Annotated in this window: 17 protein-coding genes; 3 read left to right on the top strand and 14 right to left on the bottom strand. The window is 70.0% G+C overall.

What is annotated here, in order from left to right; all coding sequences use genetic code 11:
- Positions 1-43 precede the first annotated feature (43 nt).
- The 9 genes from ACWEOZ_RS15960 to ACWEOZ_RS15920 form a co-directional block, all read right to left on the bottom strand.
- Positions 44-1,180 carry an MAB_1171c family putative transporter gene (locus ACWEOZ_RS15960; protein WP_451911421.1) on the bottom strand — a complete coding sequence of 379 codons (1,137 nt, stop codon included), beginning with the start codon at positions 1,178-1,180 and terminating at the stop codon, positions 44-46.
- 20 nt (positions 1,181-1,200) lie between these two features.
- Positions 1,201-1,719 carry a hypothetical protein gene (locus tag ACWEOZ_RS15955; RefSeq protein ID WP_451911420.1) on the bottom strand — a complete coding sequence of 173 codons (519 nt, stop codon included), beginning with the start codon at positions 1,717-1,719 and terminating at the stop codon, positions 1,201-1,203.
- A gap of 14 nt (positions 1,720-1,733) precedes the next feature.
- A complete protein-coding gene (locus ACWEOZ_RS15950; protein WP_451911419.1) occupies positions 1,734-2,783 on the bottom strand; it encodes a sensor histidine kinase in 1,050 nt (349 codons plus the stop codon).
- On the bottom strand, positions 2,776-3,495 hold the full coding sequence (locus ACWEOZ_RS15945; protein ID WP_451911418.1) for a response regulator transcription factor: 720 nt from the start codon (positions 3,493-3,495) through the stop codon (positions 2,776-2,778). Before ACWEOZ_RS15945 ends, ACWEOZ_RS15950 begins: the two co-directional genes overlap by 8 nt.
- A gap of 176 nt (positions 3,496-3,671) precedes the next feature.
- The gene (locus ACWEOZ_RS15940; RefSeq protein ID WP_451911417.1) at positions 3,672-4,262 is read right to left on the bottom strand and encodes a hypothetical protein; all 591 of its coding nucleotides are present in this window, start codon (positions 4,260-4,262) and stop codon (positions 3,672-3,674) included.
- A 17-nt stretch (positions 4,263-4,279) separates the two neighbouring features.
- Positions 4,280-5,518 (bottom strand): molybdopterin-dependent oxidoreductase, encoded by a 1,239-nt coding sequence (locus tag ACWEOZ_RS15935; RefSeq protein ID WP_451911416.1) that lies wholly within the window; start codon positions 5,516-5,518, stop codon positions 4,280-4,282.
- The gene (locus ACWEOZ_RS15930; protein ID WP_451911415.1) at positions 5,491-6,159 is read right to left on the bottom strand and encodes a methyltransferase domain-containing protein; all 669 of its coding nucleotides are present in this window, start codon (positions 6,157-6,159) and stop codon (positions 5,491-5,493) included. Before ACWEOZ_RS15930 ends, ACWEOZ_RS15935 begins: the two co-directional genes overlap by 28 nt.
- On the bottom strand, positions 6,156-6,770 hold the full coding sequence (locus ACWEOZ_RS15925) for a TIGR04282 family arsenosugar biosynthesis glycosyltransferase (RefSeq protein ID WP_451911414.1): 615 nt from the start codon (positions 6,768-6,770) through the stop codon (positions 6,156-6,158). Before ACWEOZ_RS15925 ends, ACWEOZ_RS15930 begins: the two co-directional genes overlap by 4 nt.
- Positions 6,767-7,426 carry a glycosyltransferase family 2 protein gene (locus ACWEOZ_RS15920; RefSeq protein WP_451911413.1) on the bottom strand — a complete coding sequence of 220 codons (660 nt, stop codon included), beginning with the start codon at positions 7,424-7,426 and terminating at the stop codon, positions 6,767-6,769. Before ACWEOZ_RS15920 ends, ACWEOZ_RS15925 begins: the two co-directional genes overlap by 4 nt.
- A 131-nt stretch (positions 7,427-7,557) precedes the next feature.
- Between ACWEOZ_RS15920 and ACWEOZ_RS15915 the strand changes: the two genes are divergently transcribed.
- Positions 7,558-8,604 (top strand): NAD-dependent epimerase/dehydratase family protein, encoded by a 1,047-nt coding sequence (locus ACWEOZ_RS15915; protein ID WP_451911412.1) that lies wholly within the window; start codon positions 7,558-7,560, stop codon positions 8,602-8,604.
- A gap of 5 nt (positions 8,605-8,609) precedes the next feature.
- Complete coding sequence (locus ACWEOZ_RS15910) at positions 8,610-9,962, top strand: hypothetical protein (RefSeq protein ID WP_451911476.1); 1,353 nt, start codon at positions 8,610-8,612, stop codon at positions 9,960-9,962.
- 86 nt (positions 9,963-10,048) lie between these two features.
- On the opposite strand, the gene ACWEOZ_RS15905 is transcribed toward ACWEOZ_RS15910, so the two are convergent.
- From ACWEOZ_RS15905 to ACWEOZ_RS15895, 3 genes are all read right to left on the bottom strand, one after another.
- Positions 10,049-11,845, bottom strand: coding sequence for an alpha/beta hydrolase (locus ACWEOZ_RS15905; protein ID WP_451911411.1), 1,797 nt, complete (start codon positions 11,843-11,845; stop codon positions 10,049-10,051).
- Positions 11,846-12,181: 336 nt separating this feature from the next.
- A complete protein-coding gene (locus tag ACWEOZ_RS15900; protein WP_451911410.1) occupies positions 12,182-12,928 on the bottom strand; it encodes an alanyl-tRNA editing protein in 747 nt (248 codons plus the stop codon).
- Between the two features lie 87 nt (positions 12,929-13,015).
- Positions 13,016-13,777 (bottom strand): SDR family NAD(P)-dependent oxidoreductase, encoded by a 762-nt coding sequence (locus tag ACWEOZ_RS15895; RefSeq protein WP_451911409.1) that lies wholly within the window; start codon positions 13,775-13,777, stop codon positions 13,016-13,018.
- Between the two features lie 123 nt (positions 13,778-13,900).
- On the opposite strand from ACWEOZ_RS15895, the gene ACWEOZ_RS15890 reads away from it, so the two are divergent.
- On the top strand, positions 13,901-14,509 hold the full coding sequence (locus ACWEOZ_RS15890; protein ID WP_451911408.1) for a CGNR zinc finger domain-containing protein: 609 nt from the start codon (positions 13,901-13,903) through the stop codon (positions 14,507-14,509).
- A 7-nt stretch (positions 14,510-14,516) separates the two neighbouring features.
- Here ACWEOZ_RS15890 and ACWEOZ_RS15885 read toward each other — a convergent pair whose 3' ends face one another.
- Positions 14,517-15,356 (bottom strand): ABC transporter permease, encoded by an 840-nt coding sequence (locus ACWEOZ_RS15885; protein WP_451911407.1) that lies wholly within the window; start codon positions 15,354-15,356, stop codon positions 14,517-14,519.
- Positions 15,353-16,267, bottom strand: a complete 915-nt coding sequence (locus tag ACWEOZ_RS15880) for an ABC transporter ATP-binding protein (protein ID WP_451911406.1) — start codon at positions 16,265-16,267, stop codon at positions 15,353-15,355. Before ACWEOZ_RS15880 ends, ACWEOZ_RS15885 begins: the two co-directional genes overlap by 4 nt.
- Positions 16,268-16,368 lie beyond the last annotated feature (101 nt).

Below are 16,368 nucleotides of genomic sequence, written 5' to 3'. Positions count from 1 at the left end.
GCCGGTCTCGGCCGACTTGCGTCTTCGGACTTGGCGTTTCGGTTCACGGGGCTGCGGGTGCGGGCCGGTGAGCGGCGAAGGCTGCTGGCTCGTCGCGGCGGAAGGCGGCGCTCACGGCGCTGAGCCAGGCCACCTCGTCGGCGATCTCCCCGCCGATGTCCGCCCAGCGGTCACCGTTCTCGATCGGGGGCGTCCCGTCCCGGCGCAGTCGAAGGGCGAGGGCGATACCGCATGCTTCGACCAGCGCCGGACGGTCGCCGACGTATTTCCGTGCCTCGTCGAGCGCGCCCGCCGGCAGGTAGTCCCGCAGCGTCAGCATGCCGTCCCGGATCTCGATCACCCGCCGGTAGAGGCGTAGCTGAACCTCGTCCACCCCGGCCAACTCGAGCAGCGCCCGTCGCCGGGGGAAGAGGATGACGTCGGGAAAGGTCTCTCGCATGACTTGCCACAGTGGACGCAGCGCCCACAGTGATCGGTAAGCCCGGAGAACGGAGCGCAGCTTGCCCCTCGCCGGCACGGTCACACCGATGAGACAGATAATGGTGCCGATCGTGCGGAGGGCGTTGGCCCCGGGCTCGGCTCGTTCGATCGGCATTTGGACGCCGAGGCTGTGCGCGACGATCGCCGCGGTCTTCAGCACTGCGTAAACGGCGACGAGGAAGGTGCCGAGGGCCATCGCGCGCAGCCCGTTGCGCAGCAGGGCGGCTTGGGCCGAGCGGCTGGTCCGCCAGAACAATGCCGTGGTGATGGCGAGGACTGCGCCCAGATATCCGTTCAGCACCACCCAGTAGGCCGCTGCCGTCGGCGGTATGGCCGCATCCAGAAGCTCGGTGGCCTTGGTCTTGATGCCACCGGGTGTGGCGCTGATCAAGATGATGAGAGCGACCAGCACCGAGGCGGCCAGCAGCTGCTGATAGCGCGCCGCGCGCGGGTGCTTCGCGTCGTAGTCGGTGATCAGGGAGACGAATCGCAGCAGGAAGAACGCGGTGAGGACACCCAGGACATGGGGGATGACCTGTGACTGCGGGATCCAGTCGCCGACCGTCGCGTTCACTCCGGGCGTCGCCACGGTCTTGGCCAGGGCGAGGGAGAACAGCGTCGCCCACATGGCTCGTTGCTGGGCGTCGCGCCAGAGGGCGGGCAGGCGAGCGACGACAGTGCCCCACAGCAGCACGAGCACGATGCCGGTGAGGGCGCCGTTCAAGACGAGAACTTCAGGACATCGGCAACTCGGCCGAGCGTGTCCCCGGATCGGCGACCGGTTGCCACGCCGAAGGCTGAGCGGGCCCGGATCAACGACGCCAGCATCTCGGCCTCGCGCTCCTGGGTCGTGGTGTAGCTGACGCGGCCGAGGATGGTTTCGATGGTCCGAGGGTCGAGGTCGGGAACCAGCCGGCCGATCCCGCTGCTGCTGCTTTTGCCGCCCGGTCCGGCGTTGACGCTCGTGGTGTGGCCGCTGAGCATGTGACTCAACTCATGCAAAACGATGTGCTCGGCGTGCAGCTGCGAGGTCTCCGGGTCATAGAACACGTAATCCGCGCTCTCCACGGAGATCCACAACCCGCACGGCGCTCCCGCGCTGAGCCCCGGCATCGGTTGCAGAGTGAGCGGGCGTCCGCGATGAGTAGCCATGGCAGCGCAGAAAATGTCCAGATCGAACGGATTCGGAATGGCAATGTTCTCGAGGCGGCGCTCGCAGCGCCGACGCAGCCGGCTCACCTGTTCCCCCCGGTCTAGGTCCGGCTGCCCAGGCTACTCGCAGGTATCCGTACTTCGAACCGACAGCCGTCGACGGTGTTGCGTACGCCGACGTGTCCGCCGTGCGCCTCCACCAGCCCCCGGACGATCGCCAACCCGAGACCACCGCCGGCCGCGGCATTGCCCGGGCCGTGATCCTGCGGTCGCGGCGTCCGGGACCGCTCGCCGCGAAACGCCACGTCAAAGACCCTGGGCAGGTCAGCCTCAGGGATGCCGCCGCAGGTGTCCGAAACAGCCAGCCAGACCTCGCCGCGCTCGGCCCCGGCGTCGACCACAACGGTGCCGTCCGGCGGGGTGTACCGCACGGAGTTGACCAGGAGATTGGCCACGACCCGGCTCAGCTCCGGCTCCCCGGCCGTCACCACGGGCCAGCCGGACTCGCGGGCAAGGATCCGCACTCCTCGCATGGCCGCGAGTGGCGCGGTGGTCGCGATGGCATCCGAGACGACGTCACCGAGCGGCACGCTGGACAGCGCGAGCCGCAGTGCGCCGGCGTTGATGCGCGACAGCTCGAACAGGTCGTCGACGAGATAGGCCATCCGGTCGGTCTCGATGCGGATCCGCCGGTGATACTCGGCCACGGTCGCCGGGTCGCCGACGACGTTGTCCTCGAGGGCCTCGGCCATCGCCCGCAGGCCGGCGAGCGGGGTGCGGAGGTCGTGCGACACCCAGGCCACCAGATCCCGCCGGCCGGCCTCCAGCTGGCGTTCCCGCTCGCGGGCTTGAGCGGCCCAGACCGAGGCCGTGGCGAGCCGGCGGCCGAAGGTGGCGCCGACCCCGAGGCTGACCGCGGCCGATGCTGCCACGGTGATCAGCACGACCTGAAGGTCGTGGGCCGAGAGAAACATGGCCCGGGCCACGGCGGCGACACCGGCCACGACGGAAGCGACGGTGATCGTCAGCAGCACGCAGACATGCAGGATGATCGACCGCTTCCGCAGCAGTCGCAACGCGATCTCGCCGACCACTCCGACAACAGCGCCGGCGGCGAGGGCGTAGAGACCGATGAGAATGAGATCAGACATTGCCGGACACCCGTTCGTAGCGGTAGCCGACACCCCAGGCGGTAAGGATGCGCCGCGGGGACGCCGGGTCGGCCTCGATCTTCTCCCGCAGTCGCCGCACGTGAACCGTCACCGTCGAGTGGTCGCCGAACTGCCAGCCCCACACCTTGTCGAGCAGCTCGGCCCGCGACCAGGCCCGAGCCGGATGGCGCATCAGGAACTCCAGCAGATCGAACTCCCGGGTGGTCAGCGGAAGCACTTCACCACCGAGGCGAGCGATCCGGCGCCCGGTGTCGGCGGTGAGGTCTCCGTCGACGACAGCGGCCGAGGCGGGCGGGACGACAGGTGCCACCGTCCGGCGCAGCACCGAGCGGATCCGCAGCACGAGCTCACGCGGCGAGAACGGCTTGGTGACGTAGTCGTCGGCGCCGACCTCGAGTCCCAGCACCCGATCCGACTCCTCGCCCAGCGCGGTGAGCATGACGACGGGTAGCTCGGGTGCGTCGCGGCGCAGGCGCCGGCAGACCTCCAAGCCGTCGATCCCGGGCATCATGAGGTCGAGGACGACGATGTCGGGCATCTCGGACGCCACGGCGGCAAGGGCGGCGAGCCCGTCGCTGACGAGCCGGACCTGGCAGCCTTCCTGCTCAAGATAGCGGCGGACGACGTCGCTGACAGTCGGGTCGTCGTCGACGACGAGTACGCGGTGGCTCACGGCTGCGACGCTACCCATGCGAGGGCCGGAGAGACCTTGCAATCCTCTTACGGTGTTGCCGCGGGGTGCTGGTTCTCGGCGGATCCGGGCAGGGTGAGCCGGTTGAGTCGGTCGGGAGTGGGAGCCGGCTGTGAGGCCCTGTGCCGGCCTCGTTCGGCCGGACGTGAGGCGCGGCTGGTCACGATGGGAGTCAGTCACTGCTGTCCTTCGGACGGCTGAGGCGGTGCCGCTTGCGGATCTTCGGCTGCTTCCGGCGGTGATGAGCGTGGACCGGCGGCTGGCCGTCGCGGGTCTTCGCTCAGCTGGGGCGATGGCGCGCGCAGGACTGTCGCTGGTCCGTGCGGCCGATCGTGCGCCGGAGCAGAAGCGACTTCTGCTGGCTTCGACGATGTCGGGCGGTCCCCCTGGGCTGGACCGGCCCGGTGGCGCACCACTCCGGCCGACACCAACGCGGCAGCCCAGGTCACGGCGATGACCATGAGCAGGCCGCGACCGTAGGCGAGGGGTAGAACCGACGGGTTGTCAGCGGAGCGGCCGTAGCCGAGCACAAGCGGGAGCGCCACGACACCGACGGCGATGCTGATGATCGCTGCCGCCCGGATGCCGGGCAGGAACCGGCGAGGAGCGAAGCGCCCGATGATCGCCCCTCCCGCGATCGTGGCCGGCAGGAGCACCGCATCGTGCGCCACGAGAACTGCGGCCAGGAAGAGCAGGACGCCGCCGGGCTTGAGGTCCGGGTCGGTGGCCGCGCCCAGCACCGCGTATCCCATCACGATCGCGCCCACCGCGATCAGCGCGCCCCTCACGACGCCTCCTGAACGGTGATGCGGGCGAGCCACTTGGTCTGCAGCACGCCGGGCCTGTTCGGTGCGACGAGCCTCGCCGGAAAGCCGTGGTCCAGCTCCAGCGGTGCGCCGTTGAGGCGAAGCGCGACCAACGTCCAGTGGTCCCGCACGTGCGGAGACGCCACGGTCGCCGTTCGATATCGCCCGCCTTGCTCCAGTGACTCCACCTCGGCCGACGCCGTTTCCGGGTCACCGCCGGCCAGGGCGATCAGATCCCGGAGCCGTACGCCCGTCCAGGTGCCGGTCGCGCTCCAGCCCTCGACGCATGCGATCGGCAGCACGACGGTGTGCTGTTCCAGCGCGGCGAGGCCGTCCAAGGAGAGGGCGACCTCTCCGGTCGGACCCGCGATGGTCAGGCGATATGCCGGGTCGAGTGCCCTGTCCCGCACACCAGCGCCGGCTGCGGTCTTGTTGACCGGAAGGTGCTGCGGCCCGAAGGTGGACCGTCGCGGTGCGAGCACGGAGACCGGCGCCAGCGGAGTAACGGTCTGTCCCGCCGTAGCGAGAGTGATCACGCCGGCTGCGGCTCCGACAGTGCCGAGCAGGCCTCGTCGGCTGAGCCCTCGACCGGGTTCTTCCGGTGCGGGCCGGACGAACGCCTCGCGGACCACCGGAAGCTTGACGCCGATGTGCACCAGGAGCGCGCCGACGGTCAGCCACGCCACCCAGTAGTGGCCGGTCGTGAAGTAGAACGGCAGGGGGCCGTACCAGCGGGCGATGTTGAGTACGCCACCGATCAGCTGGAACAGGGCCGACGCGACCAGCACCGCGATGCTTGCGCGCTCGATGGCGTGCACGATGCTCCGCGCCGGCGGCCATTCGAAGAGCCGTGAGTAGACCGACCAGAGCTTCACTCCGAGCAGCGGGATCGAGGCCAGGCCGGTGATGACGTGCAGCCCCTGGGTGAATCTGTAGAGGCCCGCTGGGCGTGACGGCCACCAGAACCAGGACGGTGGGTGCTGAATGAAGTGACTGCTCAGCCCGGTCAGGAAGCAGATGGCGAAGGCGACCGCGAGGGCGATCCCGAGCTGACTCGTCAGTCGTGTCGACCTCAGGATCGAGGGAAACGCACCCTCCGCCAACGGCCCGCGGCGCAAAGCCTCGGGAGGTTGGGGGAGCGGCTGTCGGAGCAGATTGGGCAGCTGGATGCGCCGGGCCGGCGACGTGGTCATGCCGGGGTGAGGGTCGCGAACCATCGCCCTGCCTCCTTCCAGGTCTCGGTCACCCGCAGAGCCGACAGTTCAGCAAGATCAGCCAGGTCCTCCGGCGCCACCTCCGCCCACCGGAACGTCGCCGCGGCCGGGTCGCCCGCCGCGCGGATGCTCGCCGCGCCGGCCCAGCTTCGGGTGCCCGCGGCCGCGAGCTCAGCGTGCAGGCGCCCGTCGGAGCCGAGCAGCTCACGGCACCGACGCAACAGAGTCACCGGATCGCCCCCGATGCCGATGTTTCCGTCGGCCAGCAGGAGATGCCGCCAGCGGCCGTGCCCCGGCAACTGCCCGAAAACGTCACGCCGGAGCACTGTCGCTCCCCGCGCCCGAGCGATGCGAACAGCGGTCGCGCTGATGTCGACTCCGAGAGCGGGACAACCCCAGCGGTTCAAGGCGTTGATGAGCCGGCCCGGACCACACCCGATGTCGAGGGTCGGACCGGAACAGCGCCGGAGCAGACCGGAATCACCCGGGATCCGGGCCCGGCACCAGGCCGCGGCATCGATGACCCGCTCGGCGCCGTGCGGGCTCCGCAGGACGAGCTCGGCCTTCTCGCCGGCTTCGGCCCGGCGCAGCGCCTCCTCGTAGACGTCGAGGATTTCCAGGCTGCTGACCGTCGTGGTGGTCATACCGGCACTTCCGCGTCGAGAGCGTTCACGACACGCCTGAACTGGCTGTCGGGCGGGCACAGGCCGGCGACCGCACGGGCATCCGCCACCGTGTCGACGTCCCGGAGAACCGGCAGGGAACTCACCCGCAGGCCTGCATCCTGCAGCGCCCGGAGGGTGCGTACGCCCGTGTCCGCCAGCGAGGTCGGAATGGTGCGGAGCATTTCGGCATGGGCCGGATCGCGGAGCCCCAGCGCCCACCAGCCGCCGTCCTCGGCCTGTCCCAGAACGGCGTCCGCGTCGGCGAGCCGGGCCGCCGCCTGGGCGAGAAGGGCGCGCGTCACTTGCGGGGTGTCCATGCCGATCAGCACCACCGGACCTGCTCCGGCGTCAGTGAAGGCGTTGGCCAGCCGAGCCGGAAGCTGGTCGCCACGCTGGGCGATCCGCGCCCAGCCGGCCGGTGCGGGGTGGTCCCCGTCCACCACCAGCACACCCGCGCCCACAGTCTCGAGGGTGTCGTCGAGCGCGGCTGCTGCCACCGAGGCGGCCTGCTCGAGCGTCCAGGGTGGGCAGAGCCGCGTCTTCACCCGGCCGGGAACGGGGGTCTTCGCCAGCACGAGGATCCGGGTCATCGGGCCAGCACCGCACTCATGTCGCGGATCGCGCGGGCGGTGCCCCGTACCGTCCCGGTGACCTTGGACCGGGTGCCGGCGGTGCGCGGGTGGTAGGCGACGTCGATCTCGGTGACCCGCCAGCCGGCCTTGCCCGCCGCGATCAGCAGCTCGAGCGGGTAACCGAAGCGGCGGTCACGCAACTCGAGCGCCAGCAGATCGGACCTGCGCGCGGCCCGGATCGGCCCGATGTCATGGACGGGCAGCCCGGTGGTGCGGCGCAGACGCTGCGACAGCACCGCATTGCCGAGCCGGGCATGCGCCGGCCACGCGCTCCGGGTCGTCGGCCGGCGTCGCCCGACGACCAGCTCCGCCGCACCAGCGCGGACGGGATCGGCCAGCCGGGGAAGGTCGGCGGGATCGAACGAGCCGTCGGCGTCCAGCATGCAGACGACACCGTCGTCCGGATCCGTGGCCAGGAGTCCGGCGTGCACGGCGGCGCCGTAACCCGGCTCGGGGACCGACACCACCTCGGCACCGTGGGCGCGTGCGACATCCGCCGAACCGTCCGTCGAGCCGTTGTCGGCGACGATCGCCCGGTAACCCGGGGGCAGCCGCGTGAGCAGCCACGGCAGGGCGGGAGCCTCGTTCAGGCAGGGCAGCACCACATCGGTCATGTCCGCAAGCTAGCGGGGAAGGAGCTGCGGAAACCCTTACAAGATAATGACGTCGAGGACAGTTCTTACGAACCGCTGACGCCTCCGCCGATCCATCCCGCATCCCGCCGCCGAGGCCTAACGTGGCCGCCGTGACCCATGTGCTTGTGACCGGCGGCGCCGGCTTCATCGGAACCCACGTGACTGCCGCGCTGCTCGCGGCCGGGCATTCCGTGGCGATCCTGGACAACGGCCACCCGGCGGCGCACCGGGAGCCCCTGCCGGCGACCGTTGCCGGCGCCTCGGTGCAGATCGCCGATCTCCGTGACCGCGATGCCGTCGCCACCGCGCTTCGGGGCGTCGAGGTCGTCGTTCATCAGGCTGCCATGGTCGGCATGGGCGTGGATCTGGCGGACCTCCCGGACTACGTCGGCAGCAACGACCTGGCCACCGCCGTGCTGCTCGCCGAGATGGCCCGCACCGAAGTGCGTCGCCTCGTGCTGGCCAGCTCGATGGTCGTCTACGGCGAGGGCTCGTACGCGTGCCCGGACCACGGCCCGCAGCGCCCACCGGCCCGAACCGCCACGGATCTCGAGGCCGGCCGATTCGAACCGCCGTGCCCCGTGTGCCGCGCTCCGCTGATCTCGATCACCACCAGCGAGGACGCCGGACTCGAGCCCCGCAGTGTGTACGCGGCCACCAAACTCGCCCAGGAGCACCTGTCAGCGGCCTGGGCGCGGCAGAGCGGCGGTTCAGTGGTCGCCTTGCGCTACCACAACGTCTACGGGCCGGGGATGCCCCGCGACACTCCCTACAGCGGAGTGGCAGCGATCTTCCGCTCTGCGCTGGAGGCGGGCCGGCCACCGCGGGTCTTCGAGGACGGCCGGCAGCGTCGCGACTTCGTGCACGTGACCGATGTGGCCCGGGCCAACGTGGCGGCTCTCGAAGCGACCGGGACGTCGGCCTTCTCGGCTTACAACATCGCTTCGGGTCGCCCGGCGACGGTCGGTGACATGGCGCAGGCCCTGTCCGACGTGATGGCCGGTCCCGCACCGGTGGTGACCGGGGAGTTCCGCCTCGGCGACGTCCGCCATGTGGTCGCCTCCCCGGAACGGGCAGCCAAGGAGCTCGGTTTCTCGGCCGAGATCGACCTGCCGACCGGGATGGCCGACTTCGCAGCCGCGGAGCTGCGGGCGTGACAACCCTGCAGCGGATCCGGTCGTCGCGGGCCCGAGCGCGCTTGTCCGGTTCGTCACGGGCGGACATCCTGGCGGCTCTGGTCGCCCTGGCGCTGATCGGTGTCGCGGCCCTGGTAGGAGGGCTGCTCTATCTGGCGGGTCATCCGGTGCAGGCCAGTTCACCGCCGTTCTACGCCCACTGGGTGCCGCACATCGGGCCCGGAACGCCGTTGGCGTTGCTGATCGCGGGCCTTGTCGTCTGGCATGGGCAGGCGTTGGCCACCCGTCTGTCGTGGCGGTCCCTGCTCGTGGCGGGATACGGCACAGCGGTCGTCTGGACGCTCAGCCTGGCCCTCGTGGACGGCTGGCAGCGAGGGCTCGCGGGTCGCCTCACCACAAAGCCGGAGTATCTGCACGAGGTTCCTGGCGTCACCGACGTGCCGGTGATGATGCGGGGATTCGCGGCTCGGATTCTCGACTTCCAGCCGGATTCCTGGACCACCCATGTCTCGGGGCACCCGCCGGGCGCTCTTCTCGTCTTCGTCGGCCTGGACCGCGTCGGTCTCGGTGGCGGGGGATGGGCCGCCATGGTCTGCATTGTGGGCGGTGCGGCGGCAGCTGTGGCGGTGCCCGAGACGGTTCGGCTGCTGGGCGGTGGGAGCGCTTCGGAGGCCACGGAAGCTGCCCGAGCCGCTGTGCCGTTCGCCGTGCTGTTTCCCGGGGCGGTGTGGGTGGGCGCTTCCGCCGACGGTCTGTTCGCCGGGGTGGCCGCTGTGGGAGTGATGCTGCTGGCGCGGGGGTTGACCCGGCGTGCCCCGGTGGCCGCGTTCTTCGGTGGCGTTCTGCTGGCCTTCGCGCTCTATCTCTCGTACGGACTCACGCTGCTGGCGCCGATCGTGCTGGCTGTCGTCTTCCTCGCCCGTCGGTGGCGGCCGCTCGTGCTCGCGGCGCTGGGCGGTGGCGTCGTGATCGCCGCTTTCACCGCATCCGGTTTCTGGTGGTGGGACGGCTACCAGCTCGTGGTGGAGCGGTACTACCAAGGTGTGGCGAGCCAGCGCTCGTACGGCTACTGGGTCTGGGCGAATCTCGCGGCGGTGGTGGCGTCGGCCGGACTGGCGGCGGCACCTGTCCTGCGGCGTGCGGTCCTGGCGCGGCCGGTCACCGCGGAGCGGCTGCTCCCGATCGCTGCCCTGGTGGCCATTGTGGCTGCTGACGTCTCAGGGCTCAGCAAGGCCGAGGTGGAACGGATCTGGCTGCCCTTCGCGGTCTGGTTCGCCGCGGGCGCTGTGCTGCTGCCGCCGCGGAGCCGCCGGGGCTGGCTCATCGTGCAGGCCGCGATGGCAGTGCTGGTCAACCATCTGCTTCTGACGAGCTGGTAGGGGCCGGGATGGTGGCCGCGGTGCGGCGCTGCCGACCGGCTGGCAGCTCCGAAGAGCCGGCAGCCGGCGGCAGCGCCGCTGCGGTACTACCTGGTGCCGTTGAGAACCGACGCCGGGATCCGGTCGGCGACCGGGGGAAGCTGCTTCGACTGGTCCGCGCGCATCGTCGACATCTCCTCCGGCTTGTCCGGGCTCTCCAGCGGCTCGGTGAACGGCTGGACGTCACCCTGGCACACCTTGCCCTTGGCGGGCAGCGTGGCCTTGAGCAGGTAGTTGTCGATCGCGGTCGTCGCGCACGCCGAGGTGCCGTACGCGGTGTGACCCCAGTTCGTGCTGGACAGCAGGCGGCTGTTCGGCAGGAGCTTGGCGGAGGAGACGGCCTCCTGGTAGTTCGTGGCGGGGTCCCAGTAGCTGCCCACGACCAGGACCGGCGCAGCCGTGCGACGGTTGAACGGGCCGGTGTAGGCGTCCTCGTCGCGGACGGTCCACGAGTTACGGGCACACTGCACGCTGCCCCAGGCCCAGGCCCGGCCGAAGTACGGAGCGCGCTTGTCGGCCTTGGCCGTCGCCGCCGGCCACGAGTTCGCGTCCTTCGGGTGCAGACCGTCGGTGCACATCACACCACTGAAGGCTTCGAAGTCGTTGTAGTACGGGAAGTCGCGAGCGGGCTTGCGGCTGCGGGCGTCCTTGATCCGCTCGATGACCGCCTTCTTCGCGACAGCCTTGTCGGCGCTGGTCGCGGCGGGCGCGGCCAGCAGCGTCCACAGCTGGGACGAGATGTCGGCCACGGAGTCGCCCGCGTACGGGTCGTAGAGCGCGCCGAGGATGCCGCCGACGAAGTCGGCATAGGTGATCGTGTAGGTGCCGAACTCGTCGGTGATGACGAGCGGCTTGGCCCGCAGCTTCTGCGCGATCGTCTCGAAGTTCTTGACCGGGTCACCGGCCGCGAAGCTGCAGTACTTCTCACCGGCCTTGTCGCAGCGCTTGAGGATCTCACGCAGCGCCTTGTACGCACCGTCGGCCGAGTGCATGCGCTCGTCCTGGATCTGGTTCTTCGTCTTGCTGGTGCCCGTCCACGAAACCGGGTCGATGACACCGTCGACGACGAGCGCCCGGAAGCGGTCCGGGAACATGTTGGCGTAGTACTGGCCGATCGCGGTGCCGTAGCTGAAGCCCAGGTAGGTCAGCTTCTTGTCACCCACGGCGCGGCGCAGCACGTCCATGTCGCGGACGACCTCGGCGGTCGACATGGCTCCGGCGATCTTCTTGCCGGTCGTCGAGCAGGCCTTGGCCACGGCCTTGGCGGACTTGATGTACGCCTTCTCCTCGGCCTTGGTGTACGGGAAGGAGACGTTCAGGCCGGCGTACGCCTGGGTCTGGTCCTTGGTGGACTTGAAGCACTTGACGTTCTCGCTGCTGGCGATGCCGCGCGGGTCGACGCCGACGATGTCGAAGCGGTCGAGCACGGAGTCGCTCAGGAACAGCGGCGCGTTGAGCGCGATGGACGTGCCCGAGCCGCCGGGACCACCGGGGTTCAGGAACAGGCTGCCGATCTTGCGCTTCTGGTTGCGGGCCTTGACCCGCAGAACCGCGATCTCGGTCGTCGCGCCCTTGGGCTTGTCGTAGTCGAGGGGCAGGCGCACGGTGGCGCATTCCGCCGTGTCATAACACTTGTACCAGCCCAGCTTGGGCGTCTTGACGCTGTCGACTCGCTTACGTTCCTTGGCGCTCGTGGTCGCGGCCTTCTTGGCGGCCAGCGACGAGACGGCGGAAACGGGGGCGACGGTTTGCGGCGTGGCGGCCACTGCGGGCACCACGGCGCCGGCTGCGAGGACAACGCCGGCGATTCCGGCGATCGCCAAACGACTGGCAGAAGAGGGCATACGAACTGCCTTTCGGACGGTGACCGCAGCGAGGGTGCTGCGGTCGGGTGGATCGTAGAAACTCGATGCCACCTTTTTGCCCGTCCGATTGCCGCCCGTGCGGGCGGCAATCCTCAGTTCATATTCGGCCGTTGTCTATTCAGGCTTGGCAATGGCGTTGTCGGCTGTCGCGTCGTTCATAGTTCAGAGAAGATTTGCGTCCGTAACCCGATAGTCCGGGTCGCCGGGCGGGTTGGCGTGCATCAGCCGCCGGCGGAGGACGACGCGCAATGCGCTGCCCGTCATCGGCGCCGCCATCAGCCGAGACGGGAGGAGCGCGAACGGCGGAGCCGAGACTCAGCTGACCAGCTTGATACGGACACGGCGGTTCTGGCGGCCCTTGCTCTCCACCTTCACCACCTGGACGCGGCCCACCTGGGCCGTCGACGCCACGTGCGTACCGCCGTCGGCCTGGACGTCCAGGCCGACGATGTCCACCACCCGGATCTCCGGGTTCTCCAGCGGTGGCAGGGCATCCTGGGTGCGGACGAGATCCGGGATCGCCAGGGCCTCCTCCCGCGGCAGCACCCGCGCGACGATCTTGCGGTCGGCGGCGATCTCCGCGTTCACCGCGTCTTCCAGGGCCTGCTTGAAGCCCGGCGGCACCTCGGGGAGGTTGAAGTCCATCCGGGCCTCGCCCGGCTGCATGTTCCCGCCGGTGACCAGCGCGCCGAAGTCGCGGAACACGGTGCCGCACAGGATGTGCAAGCCGGAGTGGGTGCGCATCAGCGTGGTGCGCCGGTCGTCGTCGACCGCGCCGCGCACGGTCGCGCCGGCGGGTGGGACCGGGTCGCCTGGGGCGGGGATCAGGTAGTGCTCGTCGCCCTTGCGGGTGTCGACGATCCGGGTCTGCACGCCCTGCCAGATGAGGACGCCGTGGTCCGGTGGCTGGCCGCCGCCGCCCGGGTAGAACGCGGACCGGTCGAGCACGATCCCGGCGTCCGGATCGGCCGGGTCGGACCAGACAACGGTGCATTCCCATTCGCGGATGGTCGGATCAACCCAGTCGAGGCGGTGGGTGTGTCCGTGCTGCTCGAAAACCATCGCCCGAGCGTAAACCCGCGGCCCGTCATCGCACCTCCGCGCCGAGCTGGACACTCGCTGACTCCAGCCCGGCCCGGCCCGGCGTATCTACCACTGACTGCCGTCAGGGCGGATCAGCACCTCGCTCATGACAACCCGCGCGGGCCGGCTGACGACGTACGTGACCGTGTCCGCGATGTCCTCAGCATGCAGCAGCGTCGCGTTGGCAAAAGCGTCCTTGCTCGCCTCCAGGACCTCCGGACGGATATGGGTGAACAGTTCCGTGGCGACCGGCCCCGGTTCGATCAGGGAAACGCGGACGTGGCGGCCGGTGACCTCCTGCCGCAGGGCCTCGGTGAACGCCCCGACGCCGTGTTTGGTCAGGCTGTAGACCGCGGACCCGGCGATCGGGACACGGCCGGCCAGGGAGCTGATGTTGACGATGTCGGCGGTGCCACGGGCGCCTTCGGCCGCCGCCAGCAGGTGTGGCAGAGCGGCGTGGGTGGCGTACAGCAGACCCTGCACGTTGATGGCGATCATCCGGTCCCATTCTTCGACCGGGGCGCTCTCGGCCGGGCCGAGCAGCATGATGCCGGCGTTGTTGACCAGGGTGTCCAGGCCGCCGAAGGCTGCGACGGTCTGCTTCACTGCGGCGGTGGCCTGCGGCCGGTCGGTGATGTCGGCTTCGATCGCCAGGGCGTTGCCGCCGTTGGCCTGGATGCGCTCGACCAGGTCGTCGAGGCGGTCCTTGCGCCGGGCGACCAGTGCCACGTTCGCGCCCTGGGTGGCGAGGGACAGCGCGGTGGCGGCGCCGATGCCCCCGCTCGCTCCGGTGACGAGGGCGGTCGTGCCGGTCAGTGAGGTGCTCATGGTTTTCCTCCACGGTCGGGGTGACCAGGGGAGCGTGACACCACCGTAAGCCTTACGGCAATGTCATGTGACATTACCTACTGCGTTACGGTGGTGTCATGAGTAAAGGCTAGGCTGGCCGGTGTGAACAGTGACGACACCGCGGGAAGCACCGGGCGCCTCCTGCTGGCAGCCGCTCCTGGGGGTTTGTGCGTCGTCCAGGACCTGCTGAACACGGCGAGCATGCCCGTGGCCTCGGTGCCCGACCTGCTGGCCGAGGAGACCTCCGCGCAGACCTGGCTCGACGTGTCGTTGCGGACCTGGGGCGAGCAGGTCGGCCGGCCCGCGCCCGGGATCACGATCTCCGGTGACGATCTCACCGCACTTCGCGGGATCCGCAGCCAGATACGCCGCTGGCTCACCGACGAGGCCGAGGACCACGCGCCGCGTCCGCTGGCGGCCGACGTTTCCTTCCGCGACGGCCGCCTGGCCTATGAGCCCCAGGGCAACGGGGCTGCGGCCGTCGCGTCGCTGGTTCTCCTCGAAGTGCTGCTGGCATCGCACACCGGCACCCTGCGCCGGCTCAAGACCTGCATGAATCCGGCCTGCGGCGCGGCGTTCTACGACCTGTCACGCAACGGCACCCGCGTCTGGCACGACATGAAAACCTGCGGCAACACCATGAATCTCCGTGCTTCCCGGGCCCGCCGACGGGAGTCCCCGGAGCTTGACCAGCACGCGACGCGAGGCTGACGGCCCGTCACGCATCGGCGCGCTTCAACCGCCAAGCCCCGCCCGCCACCACAGCCGCCACGTAAGCCACGAACACCCCGAGCCCCACCCAGGGCGACAGCGCGTCCGCCCCCTGGCTGACCGATGTGAACGCACTGCCCGCATCCGACGGCAGATACTGCACGACGTTGTCCCGCCAGGAGTCCGGCAACAGCAGTTGCGCCACTCCGCTGAGCAGGAACATCGCCCCGAACAGCGTGCTGATGGCGGCCGGCGTGGACCGCAGCAGCGCTCCCAGCGCCAGTCCCAGCACGCCCGACCCGGCCAGGATCACCGCGGAACCGACCACTGCCCGCACCACGCCGGCGTCGGACCAGGACGCCGCGCCGTCGCCGATCAGGGCCTGCCCGCCGGTGAAGGCGACCGCCGACCCGGCCAGGCCGATGACGAAGACCACGACCGCGAAAACCGCGATCTTGGCCCAGAGGACCGGCAACCTCTTCGGTACGGCGGTGAGAGACGACCGGATCATCCCGGTGCTGTATTCACTCGCCATGAACAGCACGCCCAGGGTCCCGAACGCCAGCTGGGCGAACGTGATCCCGGCCAGGCTCGCGTCGACCGGGCCGAGCTCACCCGGTTCCGGGCCCGGCCCGGGTGCGGCGCCGGAGTTCAGCATCGACGAGGCGAGCAGGCCGATGCCGATCAGCAGGGCCACCGCGGTGGCCAGGGTGATCAGCGTCGAGCGCAGCGACCAGAACTTGATCCACTCCGAGCGGATCACCCGGCTCTGCGTGACTTCGAGGCCGGACGCGGCGACCGGGGCGACGATCGGTGCCGTTTCGGGGGACAGGGTCGCGGTGCTCATGCTGCTGCTCCTACGGTCTGGTATTCGACGGCGTCCCGGGTCAGCTCCATGAACGCCTCTTCCAACGACGGCCGCTGCACCGTCAGTTCGTGCAGGGCGATGCCGGCGGCGGCCGCGCGTTCGCCGATCTTGGCGGCGGAGAGGCCGGTCACCTGGAAGGCGCCGCGCTCCACGCTGAGCATCGTGACGCCCGGTCCGGCCAGCAGGTCGTGCAGTTCCACCGCGCGCGGCGAGCGGACCAGGACCGAGTCGTGCGCCGCCTGCTCGATGAACTCGGCCACCGAGACGTCGGCGATGAGCTTGCCGCGACCGACCACGACCAGGTGCTCGGCGGTCAGCGCCATCTCGCTCATCAGGTGCGAGGAGACGAAAACCGTACGGCCCTGCGCGGCCAGGCCCCGCATCAGGTGCCGGATCCAGAGGATGCCTTCGGGGTCGAGGCCGTTCACCGGCTCGTCCAGGATCAGCACCTCCGGATCGGCCAGCAGCGCCGACGCGATGCCGAGCCGCTGACCCATGCCGAGCGAGAACGCGCCGGCCCGCTTGCGGGCCACCTCGTGCAGACCGACGATGTCGATCACTTCGTCGACCCGGGTGCGCGGCACCCCGGTGGTCGCGGCCATGGCCAGCAGATGGTGGTACGCGGACCGCCCGGTATGCACGGCCTTGGCGTCCAGCAACGCGCCGGCCTGCTTCAGCGGCGCGGTGTGCTCCGCGTACGGGCGTCCGTTGATCGTGGCTGTGCCCGACGTCGGCCGGTCCAGTCCCAGGATCATCCGCATCGTGGTGGACTTCCCGGCGCCGTTGGGGCCCAGGAAGCCGGTGACGATGCCCGGTTCGACGGTGAAGGTGAGGTTGTCGACGGCGGTCTTGGCGCCGTACCGTTTGGTGAGTCCGTGGACCTCGATCATGTGAGCCAGCCTGGGTCACCGCGCTGGTGATCGGCGTCGTCCGGCGGCGGGCAGATCGGACTACTACCAGCGTGGTATCCGAGGTCACCTGGTTACCGCAC

It is taken from the genome of Actinoplanes sp. NPDC004185 (assembly GCF_053603475.1).
The sequence above is the reverse complement of the archived record's forward strand: the minus strand, read 5'-3'. Positions and strand labels throughout refer to the sequence as shown.

Excerpts from the sequence above, each read along its gene's own strand:
- ACWEOZ_RS15950 (WP_451911419.1), bottom strand. The coding sequence starts at position 2,783 with ATGTCTGATCTCATTCTCATCGGTCTCTACGCCCTCGCCGCCGGCGCT.
- ACWEOZ_RS15895 (WP_451911409.1), bottom strand. The coding sequence starts at position 13,777 with ATGAGCACCTCACTGACCGGCACGACCGCCCTCGTCACCGGAGCGAGC.
- ACWEOZ_RS15905 (WP_451911411.1), bottom strand. The coding sequence starts at position 11,845 with ATGCCCTCTTCTGCCAGTCGTTTGGCGATCGCCGGAATCGCCGGCGTT.
- ACWEOZ_RS15885 (WP_451911407.1), bottom strand. The coding sequence starts at position 15,356 with ATGAGCACCGCGACCCTGTCCCCCGAAACGGCACCGATCGTCGCCCCG.
- ACWEOZ_RS15935 (WP_451911416.1), bottom strand. The coding sequence starts at position 5,518 with ATGGTTCGCGACCCTCACCCCGGCATGACCACGTCGCCGGCCCGGCGC.
- ACWEOZ_RS15930 (WP_451911415.1), bottom strand. The coding sequence starts at position 6,159 with ATGACCACCACGACGGTCAGCAGCCTGGAAATCCTCGACGTCTACGAG.
- ACWEOZ_RS15945 (WP_451911418.1), bottom strand. The coding sequence starts at position 3,495 with ATGGGTAGCGTCGCAGCCGTGAGCCACCGCGTACTCGTCGTCGACGAC.
- ACWEOZ_RS15900 (WP_451911410.1), bottom strand. The coding sequence starts at position 12,928 with ATGGTTTTCGAGCAGCACGGACACACCCACCGCCTCGACTGGGTTGAT.
- ACWEOZ_RS15880 (WP_451911406.1), bottom strand. The coding sequence starts at position 16,267 with ATGATCGAGGTCCACGGACTCACCAAACGGTACGGCGCCAAGACCGCC.
- ACWEOZ_RS15920 (WP_451911413.1), bottom strand. The coding sequence starts at position 7,426 with ATGACCGATGTGGTGCTGCCCTGCCTGAACGAGGCTCCCGCCCTGCCG.
- ACWEOZ_RS15925 (WP_451911414.1), bottom strand. The coding sequence starts at position 6,770 with ATGACCCGGATCCTCGTGCTGGCGAAGACCCCCGTTCCCGGCCGGGTG.